At 60.4% G+C, this 20299-nt stretch carries 25 protein-coding genes, 1 tRNA gene and 4 pseudogenes; 17 read left to right on the forward strand and 13 right to left on the reverse strand.

All coding sequences use genetic code 11. From position 1 onward, the window contains the following. Positions 1 to 476: 476 nt before the first annotated feature. Both HJB91_RS02450 and HJB91_RS02455 read right to left on the reverse strand, forming a co-directional pair. Positions 477 to 1214, reverse strand: a complete 738-nt coding sequence (locus HJB91_RS02450; protein WP_221145628.1) for an SIMPL domain-containing protein — start codon at positions 1212 to 1214, stop codon at positions 477 to 479. Positions 1215 to 1475: 261 nt separating this feature from the next. Next, a complete protein-coding gene (locus tag HJB91_RS02455; protein ID WP_210630546.1) occupies positions 1476 to 1649 on the reverse strand; it encodes a hypothetical protein in 174 nt (57 codons plus the stop codon). A 3-nt stretch (positions 1650 to 1652) separates the two neighbouring features. Between HJB91_RS02455 and HJB91_RS02460 the strand changes: the two are divergent. Next, positions 1653 to 1904 (forward strand): annotated as a pseudogene (locus HJB91_RS02460) (GNAT family N-acetyltransferase); the annotation flags it as partial. A 33-nt stretch (positions 1905 to 1937) separates the two neighbouring features. Here HJB91_RS02460 and HJB91_RS02465 read toward each other — a convergent pair. Next, positions 1938 to 2081, reverse strand: coding sequence for a hypothetical protein (locus HJB91_RS02465; protein WP_168296739.1), 144 nt, complete (start codon positions 2079 to 2081; stop codon positions 1938 to 1940). 249 nt (positions 2082 to 2330) lie between these two features. Here HJB91_RS02465 and HJB91_RS02470 point away from each other — a divergent pair, with 249 nt between their 5' ends. From HJB91_RS02470 to HJB91_RS02480, 4 genes and pseudogenes are all read left to right on the forward strand, one after another. Beyond that, the gene (locus HJB91_RS02470) at positions 2331 to 2525 is read left to right on the forward strand and encodes a hypothetical protein (RefSeq protein ID WP_085778846.1); all 195 of its coding nucleotides are present in this window, start codon (positions 2331 to 2333) and stop codon (positions 2523 to 2525) included. 139 nt (positions 2526 to 2664) lie between these two features. Beyond that, on the forward strand, positions 2665 to 3291 hold the full coding sequence (locus tag HJB91_RS02475; RefSeq protein WP_210630547.1) for an outer membrane protein: 627 nt from the start codon (positions 2665 to 2667) through the stop codon (positions 3289 to 3291). A gap of 72 nt (positions 3292 to 3363) precedes the next feature. Then, a pseudogene (locus HJB91_RS30515) lies at positions 3364 to 3570 on the forward strand (DUF982 domain-containing protein). 362 nt (positions 3571 to 3932) lie between these two features. Next, on the forward strand, positions 3933 to 5090 hold the full coding sequence (locus HJB91_RS02480) for a glycosyltransferase family A protein (RefSeq protein WP_221153406.1): 1158 nt from the start codon (positions 3933 to 3935) through the stop codon (positions 5088 to 5090). Positions 5091 to 5135: 45 nt separating this feature from the next. Here HJB91_RS02480 and HJB91_RS31095 read toward each other — a convergent pair. Beyond that, positions 5136 to 5282 (reverse strand): annotated as a pseudogene (locus tag HJB91_RS31095) (DUF1236 domain-containing protein); the annotation flags it as partial. A 12-nt stretch (positions 5283 to 5294) separates the two neighbouring features. After that, positions 5295 to 5370: transfer RNA gene (locus HJB91_RS02485), tRNA-Ile, on the reverse strand. A gap of 201 nt (positions 5371 to 5571) precedes the next feature. Between HJB91_RS02485 and HJB91_RS02490 the strand changes: the two genes are divergently transcribed. After that, a complete protein-coding gene (locus HJB91_RS02490) occupies positions 5572 to 5937 on the forward strand; it encodes a response regulator (protein ID WP_221145624.1) in 366 nt (121 codons plus the stop codon). Positions 5938 to 6068: 131 nt separating this feature from the next. Here the strand turns inward: HJB91_RS02490 and HJB91_RS02495 are convergent, their stop codons facing one another. The 3 genes from HJB91_RS02495 to HJB91_RS02505 form a co-directional block, all read right to left on the reverse strand. Next, on the reverse strand, positions 6069 to 6260 hold the full coding sequence (locus HJB91_RS02495; protein WP_020921840.1) for a hypothetical protein: 192 nt from the start codon (positions 6258 to 6260) through the stop codon (positions 6069 to 6071). Beyond that, positions 6257 to 6922, reverse strand: a complete 666-nt coding sequence (locus tag HJB91_RS02500) for an acyl-homoserine-lactone synthase (protein ID WP_210630550.1) — start codon at positions 6920 to 6922, stop codon at positions 6257 to 6259. The genes HJB91_RS02495 and HJB91_RS02500 overlap by 4 nt, the downstream gene beginning before the upstream one ends. Before the next feature lie 210 nt (positions 6923 to 7132). After that, positions 7133 to 7858, reverse strand: coding sequence for a LuxR family transcriptional regulator (locus tag HJB91_RS02505; RefSeq protein WP_210630551.1), 726 nt, complete (start codon positions 7856 to 7858; stop codon positions 7133 to 7135). A 122-nt stretch (positions 7859 to 7980) separates the two neighbouring features. Between HJB91_RS02505 and HJB91_RS02510 the strand changes: the two genes are divergently transcribed. Beyond that, positions 7981 to 8175 carry a hypothetical protein gene (locus tag HJB91_RS02510; protein ID WP_020921837.1) on the forward strand — a complete coding sequence of 65 codons (195 nt, stop codon included), beginning with the start codon at positions 7981 to 7983 and terminating at the stop codon, positions 8173 to 8175. A gap of 442 nt (positions 8176 to 8617) precedes the next feature. Here HJB91_RS02510 and HJB91_RS30520 read toward each other — a convergent pair. The 3 genes and pseudogenes from HJB91_RS30520 to HJB91_RS02520 form a co-directional block, all read right to left on the reverse strand. Next, a pseudogene (locus tag HJB91_RS30520) lies at positions 8618 to 8769 on the reverse strand (GIY-YIG nuclease family protein); the annotation flags it as partial. 209 nt (positions 8770 to 8978) lie between these two features. Beyond that, positions 8979 to 9218, reverse strand: a complete 240-nt coding sequence (locus HJB91_RS02515; protein ID WP_210630552.1) for a DUF2934 domain-containing protein — start codon at positions 9216 to 9218, stop codon at positions 8979 to 8981. Positions 9219 to 9243: 25 nt separating this feature from the next. Then, on the reverse strand, positions 9244 to 9450 hold the full coding sequence (locus HJB91_RS02520) for a hypothetical protein (protein ID WP_210631590.1): 207 nt from the start codon (positions 9448 to 9450) through the stop codon (positions 9244 to 9246). Positions 9451 to 9803: 353 nt separating this feature from the next. Between HJB91_RS02520 and HJB91_RS02525 the strand changes: the two genes are divergently transcribed. Both HJB91_RS02525 and HJB91_RS02530 read left to right on the forward strand, forming a co-directional pair. After that, complete coding sequence (locus tag HJB91_RS02525; RefSeq protein ID WP_038690240.1) at positions 9804 to 10187, forward strand: hypothetical protein; 384 nt, start codon at positions 9804 to 9806, stop codon at positions 10185 to 10187. Positions 10188 to 10502: 315 nt separating this feature from the next. After that, a complete protein-coding gene (locus HJB91_RS02530; protein ID WP_221153407.1) occupies positions 10503 to 10913 on the forward strand; it encodes a DUF4174 domain-containing protein in 411 nt (136 codons plus the stop codon). Between the two features lie 28 nt (positions 10914 to 10941). Here HJB91_RS02530 and HJB91_RS02535 read toward each other — a convergent pair whose 3' ends face one another. Beyond that, on the reverse strand, positions 10942 to 11652 hold the full coding sequence (locus HJB91_RS02535) for a GntR family transcriptional regulator (RefSeq protein WP_210630554.1): 711 nt from the start codon (positions 11650 to 11652) through the stop codon (positions 10942 to 10944). A gap of 269 nt (positions 11653 to 11921) precedes the next feature. Here HJB91_RS02535 and HJB91_RS02540 point away from each other — a divergent pair, with 269 nt between their 5' ends. The 8 genes from HJB91_RS02540 to HJB91_RS02575 all read left to right on the forward strand — a co-directional run bounded on the left by HJB91_RS02540 (position 11922) and on the right by HJB91_RS02575 (position 18940). After that, positions 11922 to 13010 carry an ABC transporter ATP-binding protein gene (locus HJB91_RS02540; protein ID WP_210630555.1) on the forward strand — a complete coding sequence of 363 codons (1089 nt, stop codon included), beginning with the start codon at positions 11922 to 11924 and terminating at the stop codon, positions 13008 to 13010. A gap of 45 nt (positions 13011 to 13055) precedes the next feature. Then, a complete protein-coding gene (locus HJB91_RS02545; RefSeq protein WP_210630556.1) occupies positions 13056 to 14354 on the forward strand; it encodes a PotD/PotF family extracellular solute-binding protein in 1299 nt (432 codons plus the stop codon). A gap of 156 nt (positions 14355 to 14510) precedes the next feature. Beyond that, positions 14511 to 15425, forward strand: coding sequence for an ABC transporter permease (locus HJB91_RS02550; RefSeq protein ID WP_221122648.1), 915 nt, complete (start codon positions 14511 to 14513; stop codon positions 15423 to 15425). A gap of 1 nt (position 15426) precedes the next feature. Then, positions 15427 to 16248 carry an ABC transporter permease gene (locus HJB91_RS02555; RefSeq protein WP_210630558.1) on the forward strand — a complete coding sequence of 274 codons (822 nt, stop codon included), beginning with the start codon at positions 15427 to 15429 and terminating at the stop codon, positions 16246 to 16248. Position 16249: 1 nt separating this feature from the next. Continuing rightward, a complete protein-coding gene (locus HJB91_RS02560; protein WP_221153408.1) occupies positions 16250 to 16993 on the forward strand; it encodes an aspartate/glutamate racemase family protein in 744 nt (247 codons plus the stop codon). A 3-nt stretch (positions 16994 to 16996) separates the two neighbouring features. Further along, on the forward strand, positions 16997 to 17608 hold the full coding sequence (locus HJB91_RS02565) for a flavin reductase family protein (protein WP_210630560.1): 612 nt from the start codon (positions 16997 to 16999) through the stop codon (positions 17606 to 17608). Between the two features lie 80 nt (positions 17609 to 17688). Then, on the forward strand, positions 17689 to 18183 hold the full coding sequence (locus HJB91_RS02570) for a heme-degrading domain-containing protein (RefSeq protein WP_064803906.1): 495 nt from the start codon (positions 17689 to 17691) through the stop codon (positions 18181 to 18183). A 133-nt stretch (positions 18184 to 18316) separates the two neighbouring features. Next, positions 18317 to 18940 carry a DUF2799 domain-containing protein gene (locus HJB91_RS02575; RefSeq protein WP_210630561.1) on the forward strand — a complete coding sequence of 208 codons (624 nt, stop codon included), beginning with the start codon at positions 18317 to 18319 and terminating at the stop codon, positions 18938 to 18940. 63 nt (positions 18941 to 19003) lie between these two features. Here HJB91_RS02575 and HJB91_RS02580 read toward each other — a convergent pair whose 3' ends face one another. Beyond that, positions 19004 to 20263 (reverse strand): AGE family epimerase/isomerase, encoded by a 1260-nt coding sequence (locus HJB91_RS02580; RefSeq protein ID WP_221153409.1) that lies wholly within the window; start codon positions 20261 to 20263, stop codon positions 19004 to 19006. Positions 20264 to 20299 lie beyond the last annotated feature (36 nt).

Genomic DNA, 20299 nt, shown 5'->3' on the forward strand with positions numbered 1-20299 from the left:
TGGGGGCGATCAAACTCTAGCTCGGCCCGGCATTCGCAAGAACGTCGACCTGCCATTTCACGATCCGTCCCCCATCGCCGGAGAAGGATGGCCGTCCTCTCCGGCGCTTCTTTATCTCAACAAGAAGCGTGGAAATCATAAGACAAGCTTTTCCGGGTTAGATTGAAGCATTCTGCCGGAGCAGGTTTTCGTCAGGGCAAAGGCGATTGGCGACGGGCATACCCCAAGGTACGTCCGAGCCGATCGCCTTTGATCCTGGCGGAAACATGCCCGGCCCTACGGGTTGGCTGAAACGGGCCGGCTGATCGACCGGCCGGCTTGGCCGTAGAGCTGGGCTACGGCGCGCGCCGGCCGGTCGACCATCCGACTCCGTTTGAGCCAACAGAATGTTTCAATCTAACCCGGAAAAGCTCTAGCAGGCGACGCCAGCAGTCAGCATGCCGCGCGCCTCTAAAAAAGACGCGCGGCGCTTCCGTTTACTGCTCGATGGCGAAGGTCACGGTGACGCTGACAGTGTAATTGTTCTCGCCGCCCTGGACGGGAACGGCAGCGTCGGCTTCCTTCATCATCGTGGCGCGATAAGCGGGCTGCGGCAGCGGACGCGGCTCATTCTCGTTGATTTCGATGATACGGCCGAGCTTGACGCCGGCGGCTTCGCTCAGCGTTTTCGCCTTCTTGACGGCTTCGGCGACGGCGTTCTTGCGCGCCTCTTCGAGCGCCGCCTCCGGCTTGTCGTTGGTGAACTGGATGTCGCCGCCCTGGTTGATGCCGAGGGTAACGGATTGGTCGATCACCTGGCCGAGCTTGGAAAGGTCGCGCAGGCGCACGGTAACCGAGTTGATCGTCTGGTAGCCGATCAGCTGCGGCTGCTGCTGCTGGCCGTCGACCGGCTGCGGATAATTGAACTGCGGCTGGATGGAGAAGCCTGAGGTCTGCAGATCGCGCTCGGCGATTCCGCCGTCCTTCAGCGCCTTCAGCACGTCGTTCATCGCCTTGTTGTTCTCATCGAGCGCTTCACGGGCGGTCTTCGCCTGCTTGACGACGGCGAGGTTGACGACCGCCATGTCCGGCGCCAAGGACGATTCGCCATCGCCAGTCACCGAAATCACCGCCTCACGCGGCTTTGCCTCCTGCGCCAATACAGGCGCGGCGCTGCCGAGCGGCAGAGCAAGAAGGGCAGTCATCACAAGTGTCTTGGAAAAAATCGGCGCCATGTTTCATTCCCTAGTTGTCGTTTCCCGATGAGCTTTCTGTCGGTTGATTGTGAAGCTATTGCGGCGGAAGGGAGGAGCGGTGGCGGAACGGGAGAAAAATGTGAGGGTGCGGGAGGAGAGGGGTGCTGCCCCGGCCCCGCTAGGGTCTCGCCCCGTCATTAGGTTCCTCATGGGGAGGTTGGTTGGGGTGAAGGTCCCCTCCTTCTCATCCCTCATTCCTGACGAGCACAGGAATGAGGGAGGTTGAGGGTGACGCGCTGATCAATCGCCGATGGCTCGGCTTTCCGGCTCCGAAGCAACCTTCGGGCCGATGATTGGCGCAACACCGTTGAAGAACGGCATGACGATCTGCCGACATATGGCGCCCGCCTCCAGGACCGAGACCGGCACGAACTTTGTGGGCCTGGTCGGCAGTTCCACGATTTCTGAGGACAATCGGCGGTTCTCTTCATCGGCAATCTATGGGTCACGCAATCTGAACGGCCCAACGGCATCGGCACGAAGCTGATGGCGGCGGCGGAGGAGGGGCGCCGCCGCGCCGCAGTCGTGGCCTGCGTCGACACGCTCTCGGCCCAGGCGCCGAGCTTCTATCCGAAGCTCGGCTATATCGAATTCGGCAGGATTGGCGGCTACGCCGAAGGCCGGCCGATCGACAGAATCTGGTTCAGGAAGGAGTTATCCGCCGCTTGAAAAGATTGGTCAGCGGCGGCTTTGCGCCGCGCGTCAGGCGCCGAAATCATCCATGAAGGAGGGATGAATCGCGGGCTTGCGCTCTTCGCGCGCTTCGCGAATGCGCTGGGGAACCGCACCGAGACCGGCGACAAAACGGGTCAGGAGGTTGCGGTTGAAAAGTTTCTGTAGGCTCATGGCAGTTCACTCATTGTTTTTTTTGTTAGCTGGCGGCATATATTTTGCGCAGGCTGCCTTAACAACGGGCAATTTTGCATGACAGTTATGTGACAGCGCATAGTCTTGAAAAGATGGGCTGAAAGGCGATCACTTTAGCGTGACAAGAACCTACCGGAGGCAGTCGATTGCCGCAGATCAATGCTCTCTGCACCGCGGCGTGTAAATTGTACGGCTTGGGTTGAAGCCATGCCCGAAGGAGAAGCTCAGATGAACCGATTTTTCGCATTGATCGCGACCGGAACGCTGATCAGCCTTGCCACGCTCATTTCGGCCTGCACATCATCAGGATACATCGACCAGACTTCGTCGATCGACGGCGGTTACTACTACGAGAGTCAGCCGCTCAATCCGGCCTGCGGTGGTGGGTTCAGGCCAAGCGATGGGCGTTCATGCAGTTATTAGAGGGTGCGCTACTTGCCATGACCGCTTCGGCGGATATGTTCTCTACCGTGCAGTTATGCGAGTGTGTCTTTGGCGTTACAGCTATTTGTTGAACTAGGCTGTACCCTCCAGTTGTGTTGCAAGACATGGGGTCACGAACATGAAGCTCACGATCGCCACAACTTTTCTAGCACTTGCCGCAACGACCGCCTTTGCAGCGGATGCCGTGCAGGATGTCCCGACCGCACCTGTTGCGGCTGCGCCAGTTTTCACCTGGTCGGGCCCGTATCTCGGAATCGATGGCGGCGCCAGTTGGCTAAACGGTGACTTCAGCGCCGGCGGCGCCAGCGATTCCCAGGATTTCAACGGTGGCGTCTTCGGTGCATTTGCGGGTTACAATTTCCAGTTCGACAACAACATCGTAGTCGGCATCGAGGGCAACCTCGAATACAACTGGAACGAAGAGGAAGCGCTGGGGGCGGATGTCGGCACCGATTGGGCCGGTGCAGTTCGTGGTCGTGTCGGCTACGCCTTTGACAGAGCGCTGCTTTATGGCGCGGCCGGTTGGACCGCTGCGCGTGGATACGTTGACCTGCCGGGATTCGATAAGGAAACGGAGACCTTCAACGGCTACACTGTCGGCGCTGGCGTCGACTTTGCCATCACCAACAACATCTTCGCCCGTGGCGAGTATCGGTATAATGACTTCGGCGAGAAAGACATTCTCGGCGTTGATGTCGACCTCAACCAGCACGAACTCAAGTTCGGAATCGGTGTAAAATTCTAAGGACTGCCGTTGGATCAGCCGTAGGAGAGTCCCGCCAAGCTTAATCTCGGCCACAGGCTTCCGCGCAGTCCAATTTGCTCAGATATTCACCCGGCGTCACTTGGCGAGGTTGCCGATGCCCTTGTCGCGGCCTGGCCGACAGACGACAGCAAGGAATACATCGCCGCCGCAAAAACATGCCTGTGCCGTTCAGGGCAATATCCCCGCAAAGACAGCGCGTGCCGCCCTCATTCGCGCTGCAGAGGAAGCGGAATTCCTGTGATTGCTATCGTCCACTGACGGGATGCCTGGCGTGACGTGGCGCCATGCCGGCGTCGCGGAGCGCTTCGGTCCAAACTGATCAAACCTCATCGCAACGCAAACGGGAGGGAGGGGTTAGCACTTCCTTTCAGATAATCTTCTTCCGGATGGCTGGCATACCTATCCCTTCTACGAAAGTAGAGGGGGCTACGTCAGACCAAAGTCCGTTGCGCCCGCAGATCAAAGTTGGAGAGTAGGCGTTTAAGGCGATCGTCTAAAGATGTCGGCGGCTGAGATTTTCCCGCTTCCGAAGTGAATGTAGAAGAACGCCGGAAATCAATAATGCAGTTCCTTCATCCGTACGAAAGTATCTTTGTCGTTGACGTGGCGAGAGATCTGCAATGCTGTCATGTACAGAGGAGGATCGACGAGGGACCACTAATTCTGACCAGCCCTTGGTCTCTGTGGTCATCCCGGCCTTCAACGCTTCCACCTATATTGAGCGCACGCTTCGGTCCGCCCTGCGCCAGACCTACACTGTCCTGGAGATTATTGTCGTCAACGACGGCTCCACAGACGACACGGCAAAACTCGTCGCGCAGATAGCGATGTCGGATTCGCGGATCCGCCTCTTGTCCACGCCTAACCGCGGTGTCGCGGCCGCAAGGAATACGGGCATCGAGGCATCATCAGGTCGATTTGTGGCATTCCTCGACGCCGACGATCTCTGGCACCGGACGAAAATCGAAAAACAGGTGAACGCTCTCAACCGGTTGTCCTCGCGGTGGGCTGCGGTCTACGCGCAGCATTGCCTCATCAACGAGGACGACGAAATTATTCGCCCTGGCACTTCCCATGTCGCAAGAGGATATATCTATGCCCGGCATCTGTCTTTTAAGTACGTGGGCAATGGAAGCGCGCTTCTCGTCCGGCGAAACGTTGCGCTTGAGATTGGTGGATTTGATAGCTCATATGCAGCAACGGGTATCGGAGGCTGCGAAGACCTTGATTTCGAGCTCAGGCTCGCGGCACGCTACTGCATCGAAGTCGTTCCCGAGCAGCTGGTGGGATACCGACAGCATCCCGGCAGCATGTCTTCCAATCACCTGCGAATGGGCAAAGGTGCTCTGGAAGTCGTCAGGCGTTCGCTGGCCGCAAATCCGCACCTCCCCCGATACGTGGTTCGAAGTGCAATCGACGCCACGCAAAAATTTGCGTTCTGGGAATTCCGACAAGATCGGAGAACATATCTGTCACTCGTGACCATTGGAGTGATTTTACGAATCGACCCCTGTTACGTGGTTCGGCTCGTGCTTCAGAAGGGTCTGCGCGGGATACAACACTGTCTTCGTCTCCGGACGAGCACCGCAGGCGGTGAAGATCCACCGCGAAGGAACAGGTCGAAATTCGACGAACAAATTGTCCCTTCGTTTCTTGAATGCACAAAGGAGACGCCGCGGTTAAGACGTCACCTGACGCGGCTGACCGCGGTGGATGTAATTCTGAATCAACTGTTTGCCCCGAGCGAACGGAGCCTGACGCGGACGAAGGTGGAATGATAGAGGAATCGCGGGCCTTGGAACCGGGCCCGCGATGCTTTCAGCTTATTGGATGACCTCGATCACCGCGCGGGCCTTCGGATTGACGAGCACACGACAACATAGCCGTAATCAGGTTGATCTGGGATTGTGGATCTCGACTGTGTCAGGAAGGGTCGTTCCGACTGCAACGTCACCTTCAAGCGTGACAGCGAACTAGAAAAATGGTGGGCCCGGAGGGACTCGAACCCCCAACCAAGCGGTTATGAGCCGCCGGCTCTAACCATTGAGCTACAGGCCCTCAGCGTCGGATGTCCGACGCCTGGTTGCCGGGGCAATGGTTCCCACGGCATCGGTTCGCTCTAGCTCATATTGCAGGGAGCCACAAGCGGGCAGGGCAACATCTGTGGATGATGCATATTTCATGGGCAGAGGCACTGGAACCTTCGCATGGCGGATACACTTATTCGAATCATATTTCGCACGGAAAGGGCGATTGCAGATGACTTCGAACAGTGCCGTGGTGCTCATCGTGGAGGATGAGCCGCTGATCCGGTTCAATATCCTCGATGTGCTGGAGGACGTCGGTCATGTGGCGCTGGAGGCGGCGAATGCGGATGAGGCGCTGGTGGTGCTGAAGGGGCGGCAGGATATCGATATCCTGTTCACTGACGTCAACATGGCCGGTTCGATGGATGGCATCCAGCTTGCCAAGCGGGTGAGGGCGATGCGGCCGAATATCGGCATCATTATCACCTCCGGCATGGTGCGGCTCGATCCGATGGCGCTGCCCGCCAATACCGCCTTCCTGCCCAAGCCCTATCTGCACGACACGCTGATTGCGACGATCGATTCCCTGATGGCATAAATGTCCTCCCCGATGAGGTGACGACCTCGGCTAACCGGGGCGCGCGGCCGCAAAACGGGGACAGGTTTTGCGGCCGCGCGAGGCGCTGCGAGGCGAGCCCCTCTTCAGGCGCGGCGGAGGGGACCGCACCCTCAGCCGAAGCTGCTCTTCAGCGCCTCATTCTCATGCTGAGCCTTCTTTTCGTAGATTGTGAACAGCGCCATCGAAAGCAGATAGGAGAGGAACGGATCCCCTATCTGCGTGGCGATGTCGCGGGATGCGAGGACATGGCGCTCCAGGGCGGAGATGTCTTTCGGTGTTGCGGTTTCAACGAGGCGTTTCATGCTGCCATCTCCAGGAATTGCGTCACGACCGAGCGGGCCGGAACATGTCTGACATAAAGGGGTAGGGTCAGGCCGAGGGCGGCGCGCATCTTGCGCAGCACGCGGTCCGACACTTCGAAGGCGCCGCAGCAGACGGGATACTTGCCGTAGCCGTCGGCGCGGCCGAGTTCTTCCACTTCGGCGCCTGCGCGTTTGTAGACGCGCTTGAGATAGGGTTCGTAGTTGGAAATCATCGTATGGATGCCGTGGTCGAGCGCGCATTCGCACAGCGCCAGCAGCATCATCGAGAAGGCGCGCCCGGCATCGATATTGGGGAAATCCTTGGCGATCGCCTCCTCGTCGATGCACATGCGCGTGCCTTCCCAGATGCCCGGGGCGACGAGATCGGCGGCAGCTGGAAAGGTCTCACGGAAGACGTCGTAGAGAAGCGTCGGACCGGTCGTCGGCATCAGCCGCATGCCGCCATAAAGGCGGGTGCGGCTGTCGTTGCACCAGACGAGGTAGGCCGGTGAAAGCGAATCGTAGCTGTCGCGTTCGTAAGGGCCGATGACAGGAACGTCCCAGCCGAGCTGGTCGGCGAAGACCTTCTTTCGCAGGCGGAACATCTGCTCGAGTACGGCGGCGTGTTTCTGATACTCATGTGCCTGAATGATAACGAACATTTTGCCCTCCAGCGTTTGCAGTTCGTGGAGAGCACAATGGTTCAGGCGGGCCGGATCGGAAATTCCCTCAGATGGGCCCCCTCAGATGGGGGGATTAGCCCAAAAGTATCAGGATTGGGTGGCAACGGGCAAAGACGAGGCGCGGCCGGGAAGGATCGCGATCCTCCGGCTGTTGAATCAACACGTATTTTCGGAAATCGATTCCGATTCTCAGGGATTGATGATGCGCAATTGCACGGCCCGCGAGGCCGCGGCCGAAATCGTGGCGCAGCCGAGCTTGAAGCGGGCAGTTTTCAGGTAGTCGCGCGTCGTGTGCTCCGATATGCCCAATATGACCGAGATATCCTTGTAATCCTTGCCGAGCGCCGTCCAGTGCAGGCACTCGATCTCGCGCGGCGACAATGTCGGCACCGGATCGTTCTCGCCATGCAGCTCATAAACGGCCTTGCGGTGGATCAGATGGGCGATCTCAATCCATTCATTGCGGCAGCGGCGCACGAGCTCGGCCCAGTCGTCGGCCGGAATGCGGGCGTTCAGCGACAGGAGCGCGCGGCGCTGCGCCTTGTCGGCGACGGGAATGGAATAGCCGTTGCCGCCGATGCCGTGCTTCTGGGCGTCGACCAGCATGGCATAGGCTTCCGGCGTCGGCTCGACCTCGCTCCAATCGAAGGGCAGCTGGCGCTCGAAGCCCTGCTTGACGATCGGATCGACCTTCACATAGCTGTTCAAGAGGTAGCGGGAGACCCAGGCATCCGGATAGGTGGTGCGCACGAAGGGGGAATCGATCTTGCTCGCGATCGTCTGGGCGAGATGGTAAGTCACGAAATCGAGGCCATATTCCGCCTGGAGAATACGGATGGCGGCATCCACATTGGTTGCGGCCTTGATCTGTTCGAAAGCGGGTTCGAACTTGTCGCTGTAGGTATTCTCGATCATTTCCGTTGTCCCAGTTCCCTCAATCCTACCGTGAGGACCGTCATAAATACAAGGCATCCCCACATATGCGGGGAATGACAATCCGGCCGCCGCCTGCTAGCGCCTTCATGAGGAGACCTCATATGGACAGCAAGAGACCGTTCGAGATTGCCGAATGCCGACAGGCCGCCAAAGGCCTGAAATCCAGCTGGCAGGACATGGCAGGTTCCGAAGCGTTGATCCGCGCCCTTGTTGCCGAGCGCAACGGCGACACCCCGCTGGCACTGTTCTGGACCGAGGTCCACCGGGCGCTTTGCCAGGAAAACAACGCCTTCTGACATGGCCCGCCCCGGCGGGCGGCGTGAGGCTTCCCCGACATGAGAGGCTCGGCCGGGCATCAATCAGCGCCGCGGCCGGATGGAACCACGCTTCGCGCATGCGCAGTTTTTCATCCCCGTTCCGTTTCCGATTTTGCGAGGAGAGTGTCGAGGGGCAATGTCGGGGGCGGGTGAAAGAAAAACCCGTACTCCGTGGATTTGTGCCAATATGCTTGACGAAGTGTTTCAAGCGGAAACAGCGGCGTTCGGGGAAGGAGGTTGGACTGTGCCATTTATTGACGCTCCGCCGTGCGCCGTTCTCCGGTGAGCCAAACCGCGCCCTCTATCCGCCCTCGGCTGAGGCACCGCATCCCTCTCTCCGCCATCCGTGAGGCAAGCTGCCCCTCTCTCCGCCCTCATCCTTGTCCGTTGCCGTTGGTGTATAAACGGGTTGCGCGACGGGGATACGGTCATAGGTTTCGGTAAAGACGAGGTCGACCGGGAGGCGCTTGGCAGTGTAGCCGGCATGGGTCCCGGCATTGTGCTCCACACGCGTGCCTCGATCTCCTGCTTGGTCAGCCCGGTATAATGGGAGCCGTCGCTGCAGTGTAGGATACAGACGGTGACTTCCCTGGCGGCAGGCTAGCATGGCGAGCGCAGCGCGCCGGCGCCAGGGTGCTCCCGCGCCGGTGAGGCAAGCCGCACCCTATCTCCGCCCATATCCTGATGTGCCCCGTCGCGGCTCGAAGAGCGAGGGCATCGGCATCCGGGGATGCAGTGCAATTGAACGGCGCCGTGCAAAATCTCGCGGCTGGCCGCTGGGGTCAACCGGCCTTGGCCGGCGGGGTGAGCCAGCCGTCGCGCGGCAGTTCCGGCCGTGGCGGCTTCGGGCGAAACTTCACCAGCACTTCACGTCCGTCGACGGAGGCCTGGGTGCGTTCCAGCGCGTCCCGCTCGGCGACCGCCTGGCGCCAATGTTCGCTATCCCGGCCGTCAGGGCGGCCCTGTTCCTCCCAGATCGCATAGGCCCGCTTGCTAATCCATTCGTGGCGTCTGTCGCTCATCCGTCGGTTCCGTCCGTGAAAGGCGTTATTCGGCAATTCTGTCCGGCAGAACAGGCGCGCGGCGCTTGGCTGCCATCAGCAAATCGAGTTCGATCGAGGAAGGCCCGAAACGGGTAAACAGGCTCTCGGCCTGGTCGCTGCGCAGGCCATATTTTGAGGCGAATTCATCAAGGCTGTAAGGACGGCCGCGCAGGACTCTGGCCCGCCGCTCCGGTTCACGGATTTGCGTCATTGCTGGTAACCCCATCTGCTTTTGCGAAGTGCGCGAACAAAACAGATTACAGCCGCAAAAGTTCCGTGATTTTTCAGGGTTTTTTCCGCCTCCCGCACCATGCTCACGCGGCTGGCATGGATTTTCATGAACGCGGCGTACTGAGAAAATTTCGCCTAAAACATGCAGGAATTTCATGCGTTTAGGAAAACGGGTGCCACCTCGGCCGAGAAATGGGCTTTATTCACGAAAGGTTACTCTATAGAATCAATCGTGTTATTCGGTCCGCAGGGGCAAAAAAGACGCTGTGTTCCCCGCGTTCATGCCGACCGATCCAGGAGGATTTTGGCTTAATCCATCAAGAGGAGACAGACATGATGAATGCCCTGCCGCCACTTCATAACGGCCACGCGCCGTTTACCCTCCAGCAGCTGTTTCGCGAAGCACTTTACGCCTTCGAGGAGTGGGACAGCGAATTGACCGAACCGATCGTGACCCATGAAGGAAGGGTCATCCCGATAAGCTTCGTTTTCGAAGCCATGCGCGAATGCACCGATATCGTGCCGATGAATATCGTCGGCGCCGTCACCGAGCGGCTGACCAAGCCGTGGGAGGGCGAAGGTCCGCTCGACCAGATGACCTTCTCGACGGCGGCACGCGTCATGCGCGTGCTGGTGCGCAAACGCCTCCTTGCGAACGGCACAGCGGACCTCGTGGCCGTCTCGGCGCATGCGGCCGAGGACCAGAGCCGCGATTGACGGGAAAGAAATCGCGGCCAAAGCATGTCGCGCAAAAGTGTGCTGCGGTTTTGCGATAAGGACATGCGTCAAACAAAGACCTAAAGCGCAAGAAGCGAATCTGAAAGATCGCGTTGCGCTTTAGGAGCTGCGATCCTTTTCCGCTTCGTCGGAACCTCCCCCAATTCCAGCCGTTTACTGCATGATCCCAGTTCGTATCGGATTTGGGAATTATTCAGTTATTCAGCGCGTTACAGCGTTCTTGCTCGTCTTGAAATACGCGGCCGCTGGAATGCGCAGTCACAGCCCGTGAGATGACGGGCGAGGAATAGCACCATGCTGAGATCCATCGTTCATGAAATCATCGGCACACCGCGACGTGAGCCGGAACTCCCGCAATCGCTCGAGCAGTTTCGAGGCAGCAAACGGGTGCTGATCATCTTCGCCGATGCGCAGGACGACCGCCCAGCAATCCAGGACGAATGGTTGCGGAACGCACAGATGCGCCTCATCGAGGAAGGCGTCGAAGTTTTCATCATCGCCGGCGGCGGCGCCTTCTCGCTGTTCGACGATGCTTGGGAGCTTGATGCGGACGATATTCGCGAGCGGCTGCAGGGACCGCCTTACAGCGAGTTCGGGCTGATCCTGATCGGGCGTGACGGCTCGGTGAAGCTGCGTTCGGGCGAGCCGCGCACGGTGGAAGAAATTTTCGCCGCGCTGGACAAGCTGCCGAAGAAGGCGTCGTGATAGCTGCGGGCGACGTGCGCCCACCCGTTCAGAGTTCGAAGGCTTCCTTGAGACCGAGGCTCTTGCGTTCGCGCAGGTCAAGATCGGACTCGATATGGGCGATGTGATGCAGCATCAGCCGACAGGCGCGGTCGAGTTCGTTGCCTTCGATCGCCGAGATGATGTCGCCATGTTCGGAATGGCCGCAACTGGAAGCGGTCGACTGGCCGTAGAGCGCGATGACGAGGGATGAGCGGGCGACGAGCTCCTCCATGAAACGCTGCATGATGGCGTTGCCCGAAATTTCCGCCAGCATCAGGTGGAAATCGCCGGATGCCTTGATCTCGGCGCGCCGCGCCGTCTGGCCGCGCTCGTTCATCAGGCGGCCTTCTTCCTGCAAAAGCTCTCGCAGATTCCTGATGTCATCGGGGGTGATCCGCGCCGCCGCCTCGCGCAATATGCCGGGCTCGACGAGGCGCCGGGCGGAAAAGATCTGCCGCGCCTCATCAGGGGAGGGATAGGCGACGAAGGCGCCGCGGTTCTTTTCGACGCTGACGAGGCCCTCATAGGAAAGCGCCTGCAGCGCCGCGCGGGCAAGTGTGCGGCTGACGTTGAAAAGTTTGCCGACATCGCCTTCGGAAAGCTTGGTGCCGGGGGAAAGCCTGCGCTCGACGATTGCCTCGCGAATGGCGTCGCGGATCTGGTGCGCGCCGGTTTCGGCGACTTCTTCGGCCTGGATGGCCTTGGCGGCGGATTTCATGAAGACTATTCCCTGATGGCGGGCAAACCATACCCGGCTTCGCGGCAAAAGTTAAACGGAATTTGTCATCGAAACGCCGGTTAAATTGTATACGATTTTCTGCGTAAATTGCAGACGATAGCCTAAATGATGTGCAGACGATGCGGTGCCCATAAAATGTGCCTGCACGGTCTCGAGTATTAAAATCCTTTCCTGTTAATAGCTTAGTCGAGGTTGGATGCGATTGGCACGGCAGATGCATCGTCTTTCCCGAACAAGGGGAAGGCATGATGTCGAAAGCGGCAGAGATCGATATAGTATCCGTTTCGAAGGTTTACGGAACGACGACGGCCGTGCATGGGATCAGCCTGAAGATTCCGGCCGGTTCCTATTGCTGCTTCCTCGGTCCGTCGGGCTGCGGCAAGACCTCGACGCTGCGAATGATCGCCGGCCATGAGAGCATTTCTTCGGGCGACATCAGGCTCGGCAAAACAGTCGTCACCGATCTTCCGCCAGCCAGGCGCGGCACGGCGATGATGTTCCAGTCCTACGCGCTTTTCCCGCATCTTGACCTGGTCGACAATGTCGCTTTCAGCCTCAAGATGAAGGGCGTCGACAAGCCTCAGCGGCGGGCCAAGGCGCTCGAGATGCTGAAGTTGATGCAGATGGAGCCCTATGCCAACCGGCGTCCGGCTCAGCTTTCCGGCGGCCAGCAGCAGCGTGTGGCGCTGGCCCGCGCCTTGATTACCGATCCGGAGGCGCTGTTGCTCGACGAGCCGCTGTCGGCGCTCGATCCGTTCCTGAAGATCCGCATGCGCGCCGAACTGAAGAAGCTGCAGAAGTCGCTCGGCATCACCTTCGTCCACGTCACCCACAGCCAGGAAGAGGCGATGGCGCTCGCCGACGTCATCGTCATCATGAATGACGGCCGGATCGAGCAGGCGGCGGCACCCCGCGAGGTTTTCGAGAAGCCGGCAACCGCCTTCGTCGCCCGCTTCATGGGTGATCACAACGTCTTGTCCGGCCGGGTGACGTCGAGCGCGGACGGCATGCTCGTCATGACCGTGCCGGAGGGGCAGAGCTTTTCCGTGCGGGGCGAGGGCAGGGAAGTCGGCGAGCCGGTCGATATCGGCATCCGCACCGATCGCGTGCGCCTGCAGGTGGCGACTGAGTGGACACTCGGCTTCAACGGCATCGTCGCTAACGTCGAATATCGCGGCTCCTCGGTGAAGATCACCGTTCTCGGCGCCGGCAGCGACGACTTCACCGTCATATCTGACGATAGCGACTATTTCGCCCGCCCGGTCGCCGTCGGTGACGCGGTCTCACTCAGCTGGGAACGTGAGGATGCGGTGCTTCTCGGCCGCGCCTCTGCATGAGCAATCAAAAACATCAACTTCCACATCAAGAAAAGGGGAACTGACATGACGACTGAAACGACATCGACCAAGGCGGAAAAGGGTCTTTCCCGCCGCACGCTCTTGAAGACGGGTGCTGCCGCCGTCGGCGCCATCGCCGGCTCCGGAGCTATCTCCGGCTTTCCCACCATCTGGGCGAAGACGAACATCACGCTTCGCCAGTTCGGCACCGGCGTTTCCAACATCAATGCCATCGCTGAAAAGTGCAAGGCCGACCTCGGCATCACGCTGGAGATGACGGCGACTGATTCCGACGCCGCGGCCCAGCGTGCCGTCACCCAGCCCGACAGCTACGATATCGCCGACATCGAATACTGGATCGCCAAGAAGGTGTTTCCAACAGGCGTGCTGCAGCCGATGGACGTCAAGAAGCTCAAATATTACGACAAGATCGTGCCGCTGTTCATCAACGGCAAGCTGAAGCCGGACAGCGTCATCGCCCAGGGCACTGCGCCACATACGGTCGGCTTCGTCGAGGCGCAGGGCGCCAAAAAGTTCGCCAAGGAGCCGACGCAGTGGATGACGATGGTTCCCACCATCTACAATGCCGACACGCTCGGCATCCGCCCCGATCTCGTCGGCCGAGACATTACCAGCTGGGCCGACATCATGGATCCGAAGTTCAAGGGCAAGACTTCGATCCTCAACATCCCGTCGATCGGCATCATGGATGCGGCGATGATCATGGAAGCCATGGGCAACATCAAATATGCCGACAAGGGCAACATGACCAAGGAGGAGATCGACAAGACGATCGAATTCCTGATCAAGGCCAAAGGCGACGGCCAGTTCCGCGCCTTCTGGAAGAGCTTCGACGAGTCGGTCAACCTCATGGCCTCGGGCGAAGTCGTCATCCAGTCGATGTGGTCGCCGGCCGTCGCCGCCGTCCGCTCCAAGGGCATCGCCTGCAAGTATCAGCCGCTCAAGGAAGGTTACCGCGCCTGGGGCGGCGGCCTCGGCCTCGCCTCGCATCTCAAGGGGGCACAACTCGATGCGGCGTACGAATATATCAACTGGTATACGTCGGGCTGGGTCGGTGGCTACCTCAACCGCCAGGGCTACTATTCTGCCTGCATGGAGACGGCCAAGAACTTCATGACGGCAGACGAATGGGGTTACTGGATCGAAGGCAAGCCGGCACAGGGCGATATCCTCTCGCCCGAAGGCAAGGTCATGGAGAAGGCCGGCGCTGTGCGCGACGGCGGCTCCTTCGAAGCCCGCATGGGCGCGGTCGCCTGCTGGAACTCGGTCATGGACGAAGACCGCTACATGGTCCGCCGCTGGAACGAGTTCATCGCGGCGTAAGCGGTTGCCGCTTTCCCCTCCCCAACCCTCCGCACAAGGGGAGGGAGTCCGGAGGTGGCGCGGCACAGAAACTCCCTCCCCCTTGTGGGGAGGGTTGGGGAGGGGTCTTTCGAGCCCTCCCATGCGGATGATGAATGACTTCCGAAAGGGCAAGGAATGGCGACGATCGTTTCAGAGCAGACGGATCAGGCTTCGCGGCCGGCGAACCGCCATACCTTCCGCCTCTCCCCCTCGGCCATCTCCTATCTCCAGGCGACGCCGCTCATCGCCATCCTCGGTTTCTTCTTCCTGCTACCGATCGCAATGATCGCTGTCGTCAGCTTCTGGGACTACGACTTCGCCGGCCTCTATCCCGCTTTCCTCACCATGAACTACACCGACACGCTCGGTTCATGGGTGACGTGGAAGACCTATCTCAACACGCTGAAATTCACCGCCATCGTCTGGGCGCTGACGCTGGTCATCGGCTTCTGGGTCGCCTATTTCCTGGCCTTCCACATCCGCAAGACCTCGACGCAGATGATCCTCTTCCTCGTCTGCACGGTGCCGTTCATGACCTCGAACATCATCCGCATGATCTCCTGGATCCCGGTGCTCGGGCGCAATGGCCTGGTCAATTCGGCGCTGATCAAGATGGGCATCGTTCCGCAGCCGATCGAATGGCTGCTCTATTCCGATTTCGCCGTCGTGCTCGCCATGGTGCATCTGTATACGCTGTTCATGGTGACGCCGATCTTCAACACGCTGATGCGTATCGACCGGTCGCTGTTCGAGGCGGCCCGCGATGCCGGCGCCTCCGGCTGGCAGGTGCTCTGGAACGTGGTCATTCCGCTTGCCAAGCCCGGCATGGCGATCGGCACGATCTTCGTGGTCACGTTGGTGATGGCCGACTTCTCGACGGTGCAGGTGATGTCCGGCGGCCAGAGCGCCTCGGTGGCGCTGATGATGAAGAACCAGATGTCGTTGCTGCAATATCCGGCCGCCGCCGCCAATGCCGTGGTGCTGCTTGCGGTGGTGCTCATGATGGTCGCCGCCATCCTGCGTGTCGTCGATATCCGCAAGGAGCTTTGAGATGAACCACGAAAAACGCGGCCTCGAATTCTATCTGCTGGCGACCTTCTTCGTCCTCTTCGTGCTGTTCCTCTACGGCCCGCTCTCGGCGATCCTCATCCTCTCCTTCCAGGGACCGGACGGCGGCCTGACCTTCCCGATGAACGGGATTTCCACCCATTGGTTCTTCAACCTGTTCGAAAAGCAGGCGGTCGGCGATTTCGGCGCCTCGTTCCGTCGCTCCTTCACCCTCGGGCTGATGGTGATGGTGGTAACCGTCGTCGTGTCGCTGCTGGCCGGCCTTGCCTTCCGCCGCCGTTTCCGCGGATCGACGGCGCTGTTCTACGCCACGGTCGCAAGCCTCGTCGTGCCGTCGATCATCATTTCGCTCGGCATCGGCGTCGTCTTTCAGGAGGGCGGTCTCAAGCCCGCATGGTATTCCTCGGCCTTCGGGGCGCATCTGACCTGGACGCTGCCCTTCGGCGTGCTGATCATGTTTGCCGTCTTCAACCGTTTCTCGCCCGCTTACGAGGAAGCGGCCCGCGATCTTGGCGCCACCTCCTGGCAGACGTTCCGGCATGTCGTGCTGCCGATGATCGCCCCGAGCCTGATCGGCGTCGGGCTGTTCGGCTTCACGCTTTCCTATGACGAATTCGCGCGCACATTGATGACGTCGGGCAGCTACAATACGCTGCCGCTCGAAATCTACGGCATGACGACCAATGTCACGACGCCGGTGCTCTATGCACTCGGCACGGTGACGACGCTGTTTTCCTTCACCATCATTCTCATTGCGCTCGGCATCATGACGATGCTGGGGCGGCGGCAGGCAAAGATAGACTGATATGCGCATCCTCATCGTCAATCCGAATACCACGGCCTCCATGACCGAGAAGGCTGCGGCCGCCGCGCGGGTGGTCGCAGCATCCGGCACCGAGATCATCGCCGCGACATCCACCATGGGGCCGGTCTCCATCGAGGGGCATTACGATGGGGCGCTGGCGATCCCCGGCCTGCTTTCCGAACTCCACGCCCGGCAGGCGGCGGGCTACGATGCAGCCGTCATCGCCTGCTTCGACGACACCGGGCTCGACGCGGCACGGAGCTTCGCCGATGTGCCGATCCTCGGGCTTTGCGAATCCGCCGTGTTCACGGCGGGCTTCCTGGCGCAGCGCTTTACCGTGGTGACGACGCTGGAGCGGTCGCGGGTGCTGATCGACAATCTGGTGCGCCGCTACGGCATGGGCGAGCGCGCCAAGGTGCGCGCCTCCGACATCCCGGTACTGGAGTTGGAAAATGCGGCCTCGGGCGCGATCGGCAAGCTGAGGGCCGAGATCGAGCGGGCGCTTGCCGAAGACGGCGCCGAGGCGATCGTGCTTGGCTGTGCCGGCATGACGGATCTGGCCAGGCAATTGCAGGAGATGTACGGCGTGCCCGTCGTTGACGGAGTGGCGGCCGCCGTCAAGCAGGCCGAGGCGCTGGTGTCGCTCGGGCTTTCCACCAGCAAGCGCGGCTCCTACGCCTCGCCGCTGCCGAAACCCTTTATGGGCGCGATGAGCGGTTTCTCGCCGGCCCCGGAAATCGGCTAACCCATGGCCGTCTCCTTCGATTTCAAAGAGCTTTCGGAGCGCGAGCGTTACAAGCTGATGATCGGCACGATCATCCCGCGGCCGATCGCGCTGGTGACGACGGTCGACGAGCATGGCCGGATCAACGCGGCGCCCTTCAGCTTCTTCAACTGCCTGTCGGCCGAACCGCCGATCCTGGCGATCGGCGTCGAGAACAATGCGGATATGTCGTTCAAGGATACCGGGCACAATATCCGCATGACCGAAGTCTTCACGGTCAACATCGTCTCCTTCGCCATCGCCGAGGCAATGCATGTCTGCGGCAGCAAATATCCGCGCGGCATCGACGAGTTGAAGGAAGCCGGGTTGACGGCGGTGCCGGGCGAGAAGGTGGCGTCGCCGTTCATCGCCGAGGCACCGGCCGCCTTCGAATGCCGGCGGCATGTGACGCTGGAGCTTGGCCGCTCGCGGCAGATCGTCATGGGCGAAATCCTCTACGCGCATTATCGTGACGGCGTCGTCGATCCCGAGAGGCTGCATGTCGATCCTGCGGCGGTCGATGCCATTGCGCGATTGGGCGGCGATACCTGCGCCACCATCCGCGACCGTTTCGAGATGCTGACGCCGAAGCTCTGATAGACCCAAGTTTTGCTTTACTTTTTCTCTTCTGATGAGAATGGTCTGCAGCGGATCATTGCAGGAGAGGAGCGCCTATCATGACAATCGACAACGATCTCAGTCGGATCGCCGAGCAGGAAAAGGCGCTGAGCTTCGACGCCTTCGATCTCACCACTGCCTGGCAGCTCGGCAAGCTTCTGCAGGAACTCGCCAGCGAGCGCGGCCTCGGGATCGCGATCGACGTGACGCTGCATTCGATGCCGGTCTTCTACGCAGCATTGCCGGGCGTGACGCCTGACAACGTCAACTGGGTCCGCCGCAAGCGCAACATGGTTCTGCGCTATTTCCGCAGCAGCTATGCCTCCGGCCTGAAGCTCAGCAAGGATGGCAAGACCGTCGAGGACAACGGGCTTGATGGCGCCGATTATGCGCCGCATGGCGGCAGTTTTCCGATCAACGTCAAAGGCACCGGCTGCATCGGCGCCGTGACCGTCTCCGGCCTGCCGCAGCGCGACGACCACAATCTTGTGGTCGAGGCCTTAGCGCTGATGCTGGCGAAAGATCTGGATACGTTGCGGCTCGCTCCGCTCTGAGGTGGCGCGCGCCGCCCTAATTTCGACAGAAAAAAGCCATGAAAAATGCAAAATCGCGCCGCCGCTCCGGTGACGCGGCCTTGTCCTGCAGTTAAGGTGCGGCATCCGCCCTCCTTAACCTTCCCGGGACGCTATGATCCGCTTGTTCTTTGCGCTTGCCGCCGCCATCGGTTTCGGTCTTTTGCTTGCCTCCTGCAATACGCTGTCCAAGGAGGAATGTGTTGCCGCCGACTGGCGGGTGATCGGCGAGAGCGACGGGGCCGCAGGCTATGAGCCGCAGCAGCGTTTCGCCGCGCATGCGAAATCCTGCGAACGCGTGAAGATCGTGCCGGATCAAACGATCTGGTTCCAGGGATACCAGTCCGGCCTGGTGCGTTACTGCACGCCCCTCAGCGGTCTGGCGCGCGGCCAGGCGGGCAGTGGCTACGCCAATGTCTGCCCGCCCGAAACGGCATCCGGCTTCCTGCGCGGCTTCAACCTCGGCAGCAAGCAGCACGGGCTACAGGAGCGACTCAATTCGATGCAGAACGATTACAGCTCCAAGGAGGCTGAAATCGACGAGCTGTCCGACAGGCTGAAGGATGCGAAGGACGGCGACAGGTCGGAGTTACGCCGGCGGATCGAGGATCTCGAAGACGACATGCACGACATTCGTCGCGACCAGCGCGACGTGCAGGACGAACTCGACCGTGTAAACGAGGATGTCGAGTGGTTCCAGCGCAACCCCACCGCAGAGTTGAGGGCACCGGGCTATTGAAGTTTGCAGCCCAGCGCGTCTTTTCAGACGCGCTGGGGGGACGGTGAACTTTGGATCGATGTCTCAGAGCCTGCCGCCGACGTCGGCAATGCCCTTCGTCAGGCTGCCGGTTGCCGGAAAGAGCGGGATGAGGCAGGCCTGCAGGGCGTGGTAGATATCGCCCTTACCTGGGAAAAGCGAGTGCGACGGGATGAGATCCTCCGTCAGTTCCTCATGCCAGCCGCCGTTCCTGTGATCGATGAAGGCGCGCTCGATGACGTTCCAGATCTTGCGGTAGCATTCCTCGTGGTAGTCGCTCGGCAGGTGCTCGTTGAGGAAGTGTGCGGCGGCAGCACCTTCGCAGGCCGGCCACCAGAGCTTGTTGCGCTTGGCCGGTTTATCCGCCCAGTCGAGGGTGTAGAAGAAGCCGCCCTTGTCGTTGTCCCAGCCGAGGACCATGGATTGCTCGAAAAGGGCTTTCGCCGCATCCGGCATCCATTCGATGCGTTTGCCGCCGAGCGCCCAGAGCTGCAGGATGAGGCGGGCCCATTCCAGCCAATGGCCGGGCGTCGTGCCGGCCGGACGGAACATTTCGTTCGGATGATAGTAATCCTTATCGAGGTTCCATTCGGCATCGAAATGTTCGGCGACGCGCCAGTCGACCGAACCGGCCGCGCGGCGGATGACGAGATCGGCGATGCTTTCGGCCTTGGCGAGGTATTCCTTGTCACCGGTGGCTTCGAAGGCGGCCATCAGCGCCTCGGTCAGGTGCATGTTGGAGTTCTGGCCGCGATAGGCGCCGCCCTCGAGCGGCTGCCAGTCGGCGGTGAATTCCTCGGCGATGGCGCCGTGGCGCGGCTCCCAGAACCTGGTGTTCAGGATCTCGGTGATATCGGCGAGCATGCCGTCGGCAAGCGGATGGCCGATCGTCTTGGCCGACGAGGCGGCGAGCAGCACGAAAGCATGACCGTAACCCTGCTTGTTGGAATCGACCGGACCATTATTGTCGAGCGACCAGAAATAGCCGCCATTCTTGCGGTCACGATGGTGGTTCCAGAGATAGTCCATGCCGTGGTCGACGACATTGGAGGCGCCGGGACGGCCGAGCAGGGCGCCGATCGAAAAACAATGGACCGCGCGCGCCGCGATATGGATGCCGCGCACCTGGCCCTCGGCATCGAGGGGCCGGCCGGCGTCGTCGAGATCGTAGAAGCCGCCCTTGGGATTGATCGAATCATGCTGGAAGAAATCGAAGAGACCATTAGCCTGCGCCAGCAGCCAGCTGCGGTGATAGGCGCGGCTTGTCCAGTTTCCAAGCGCGGCGTTGCCGGTTGCGGGTGCCATGATACTCCTCCGATTTCGTGCACAAGCCTGGCAAAG

It is taken from the genome of Rhizobium sp. NLR10b, assembly GCF_019685435.1.
Taxonomy (GTDB): domain Bacteria; phylum Pseudomonadota; class Alphaproteobacteria; order Rhizobiales; family Rhizobiaceae; genus Rhizobium.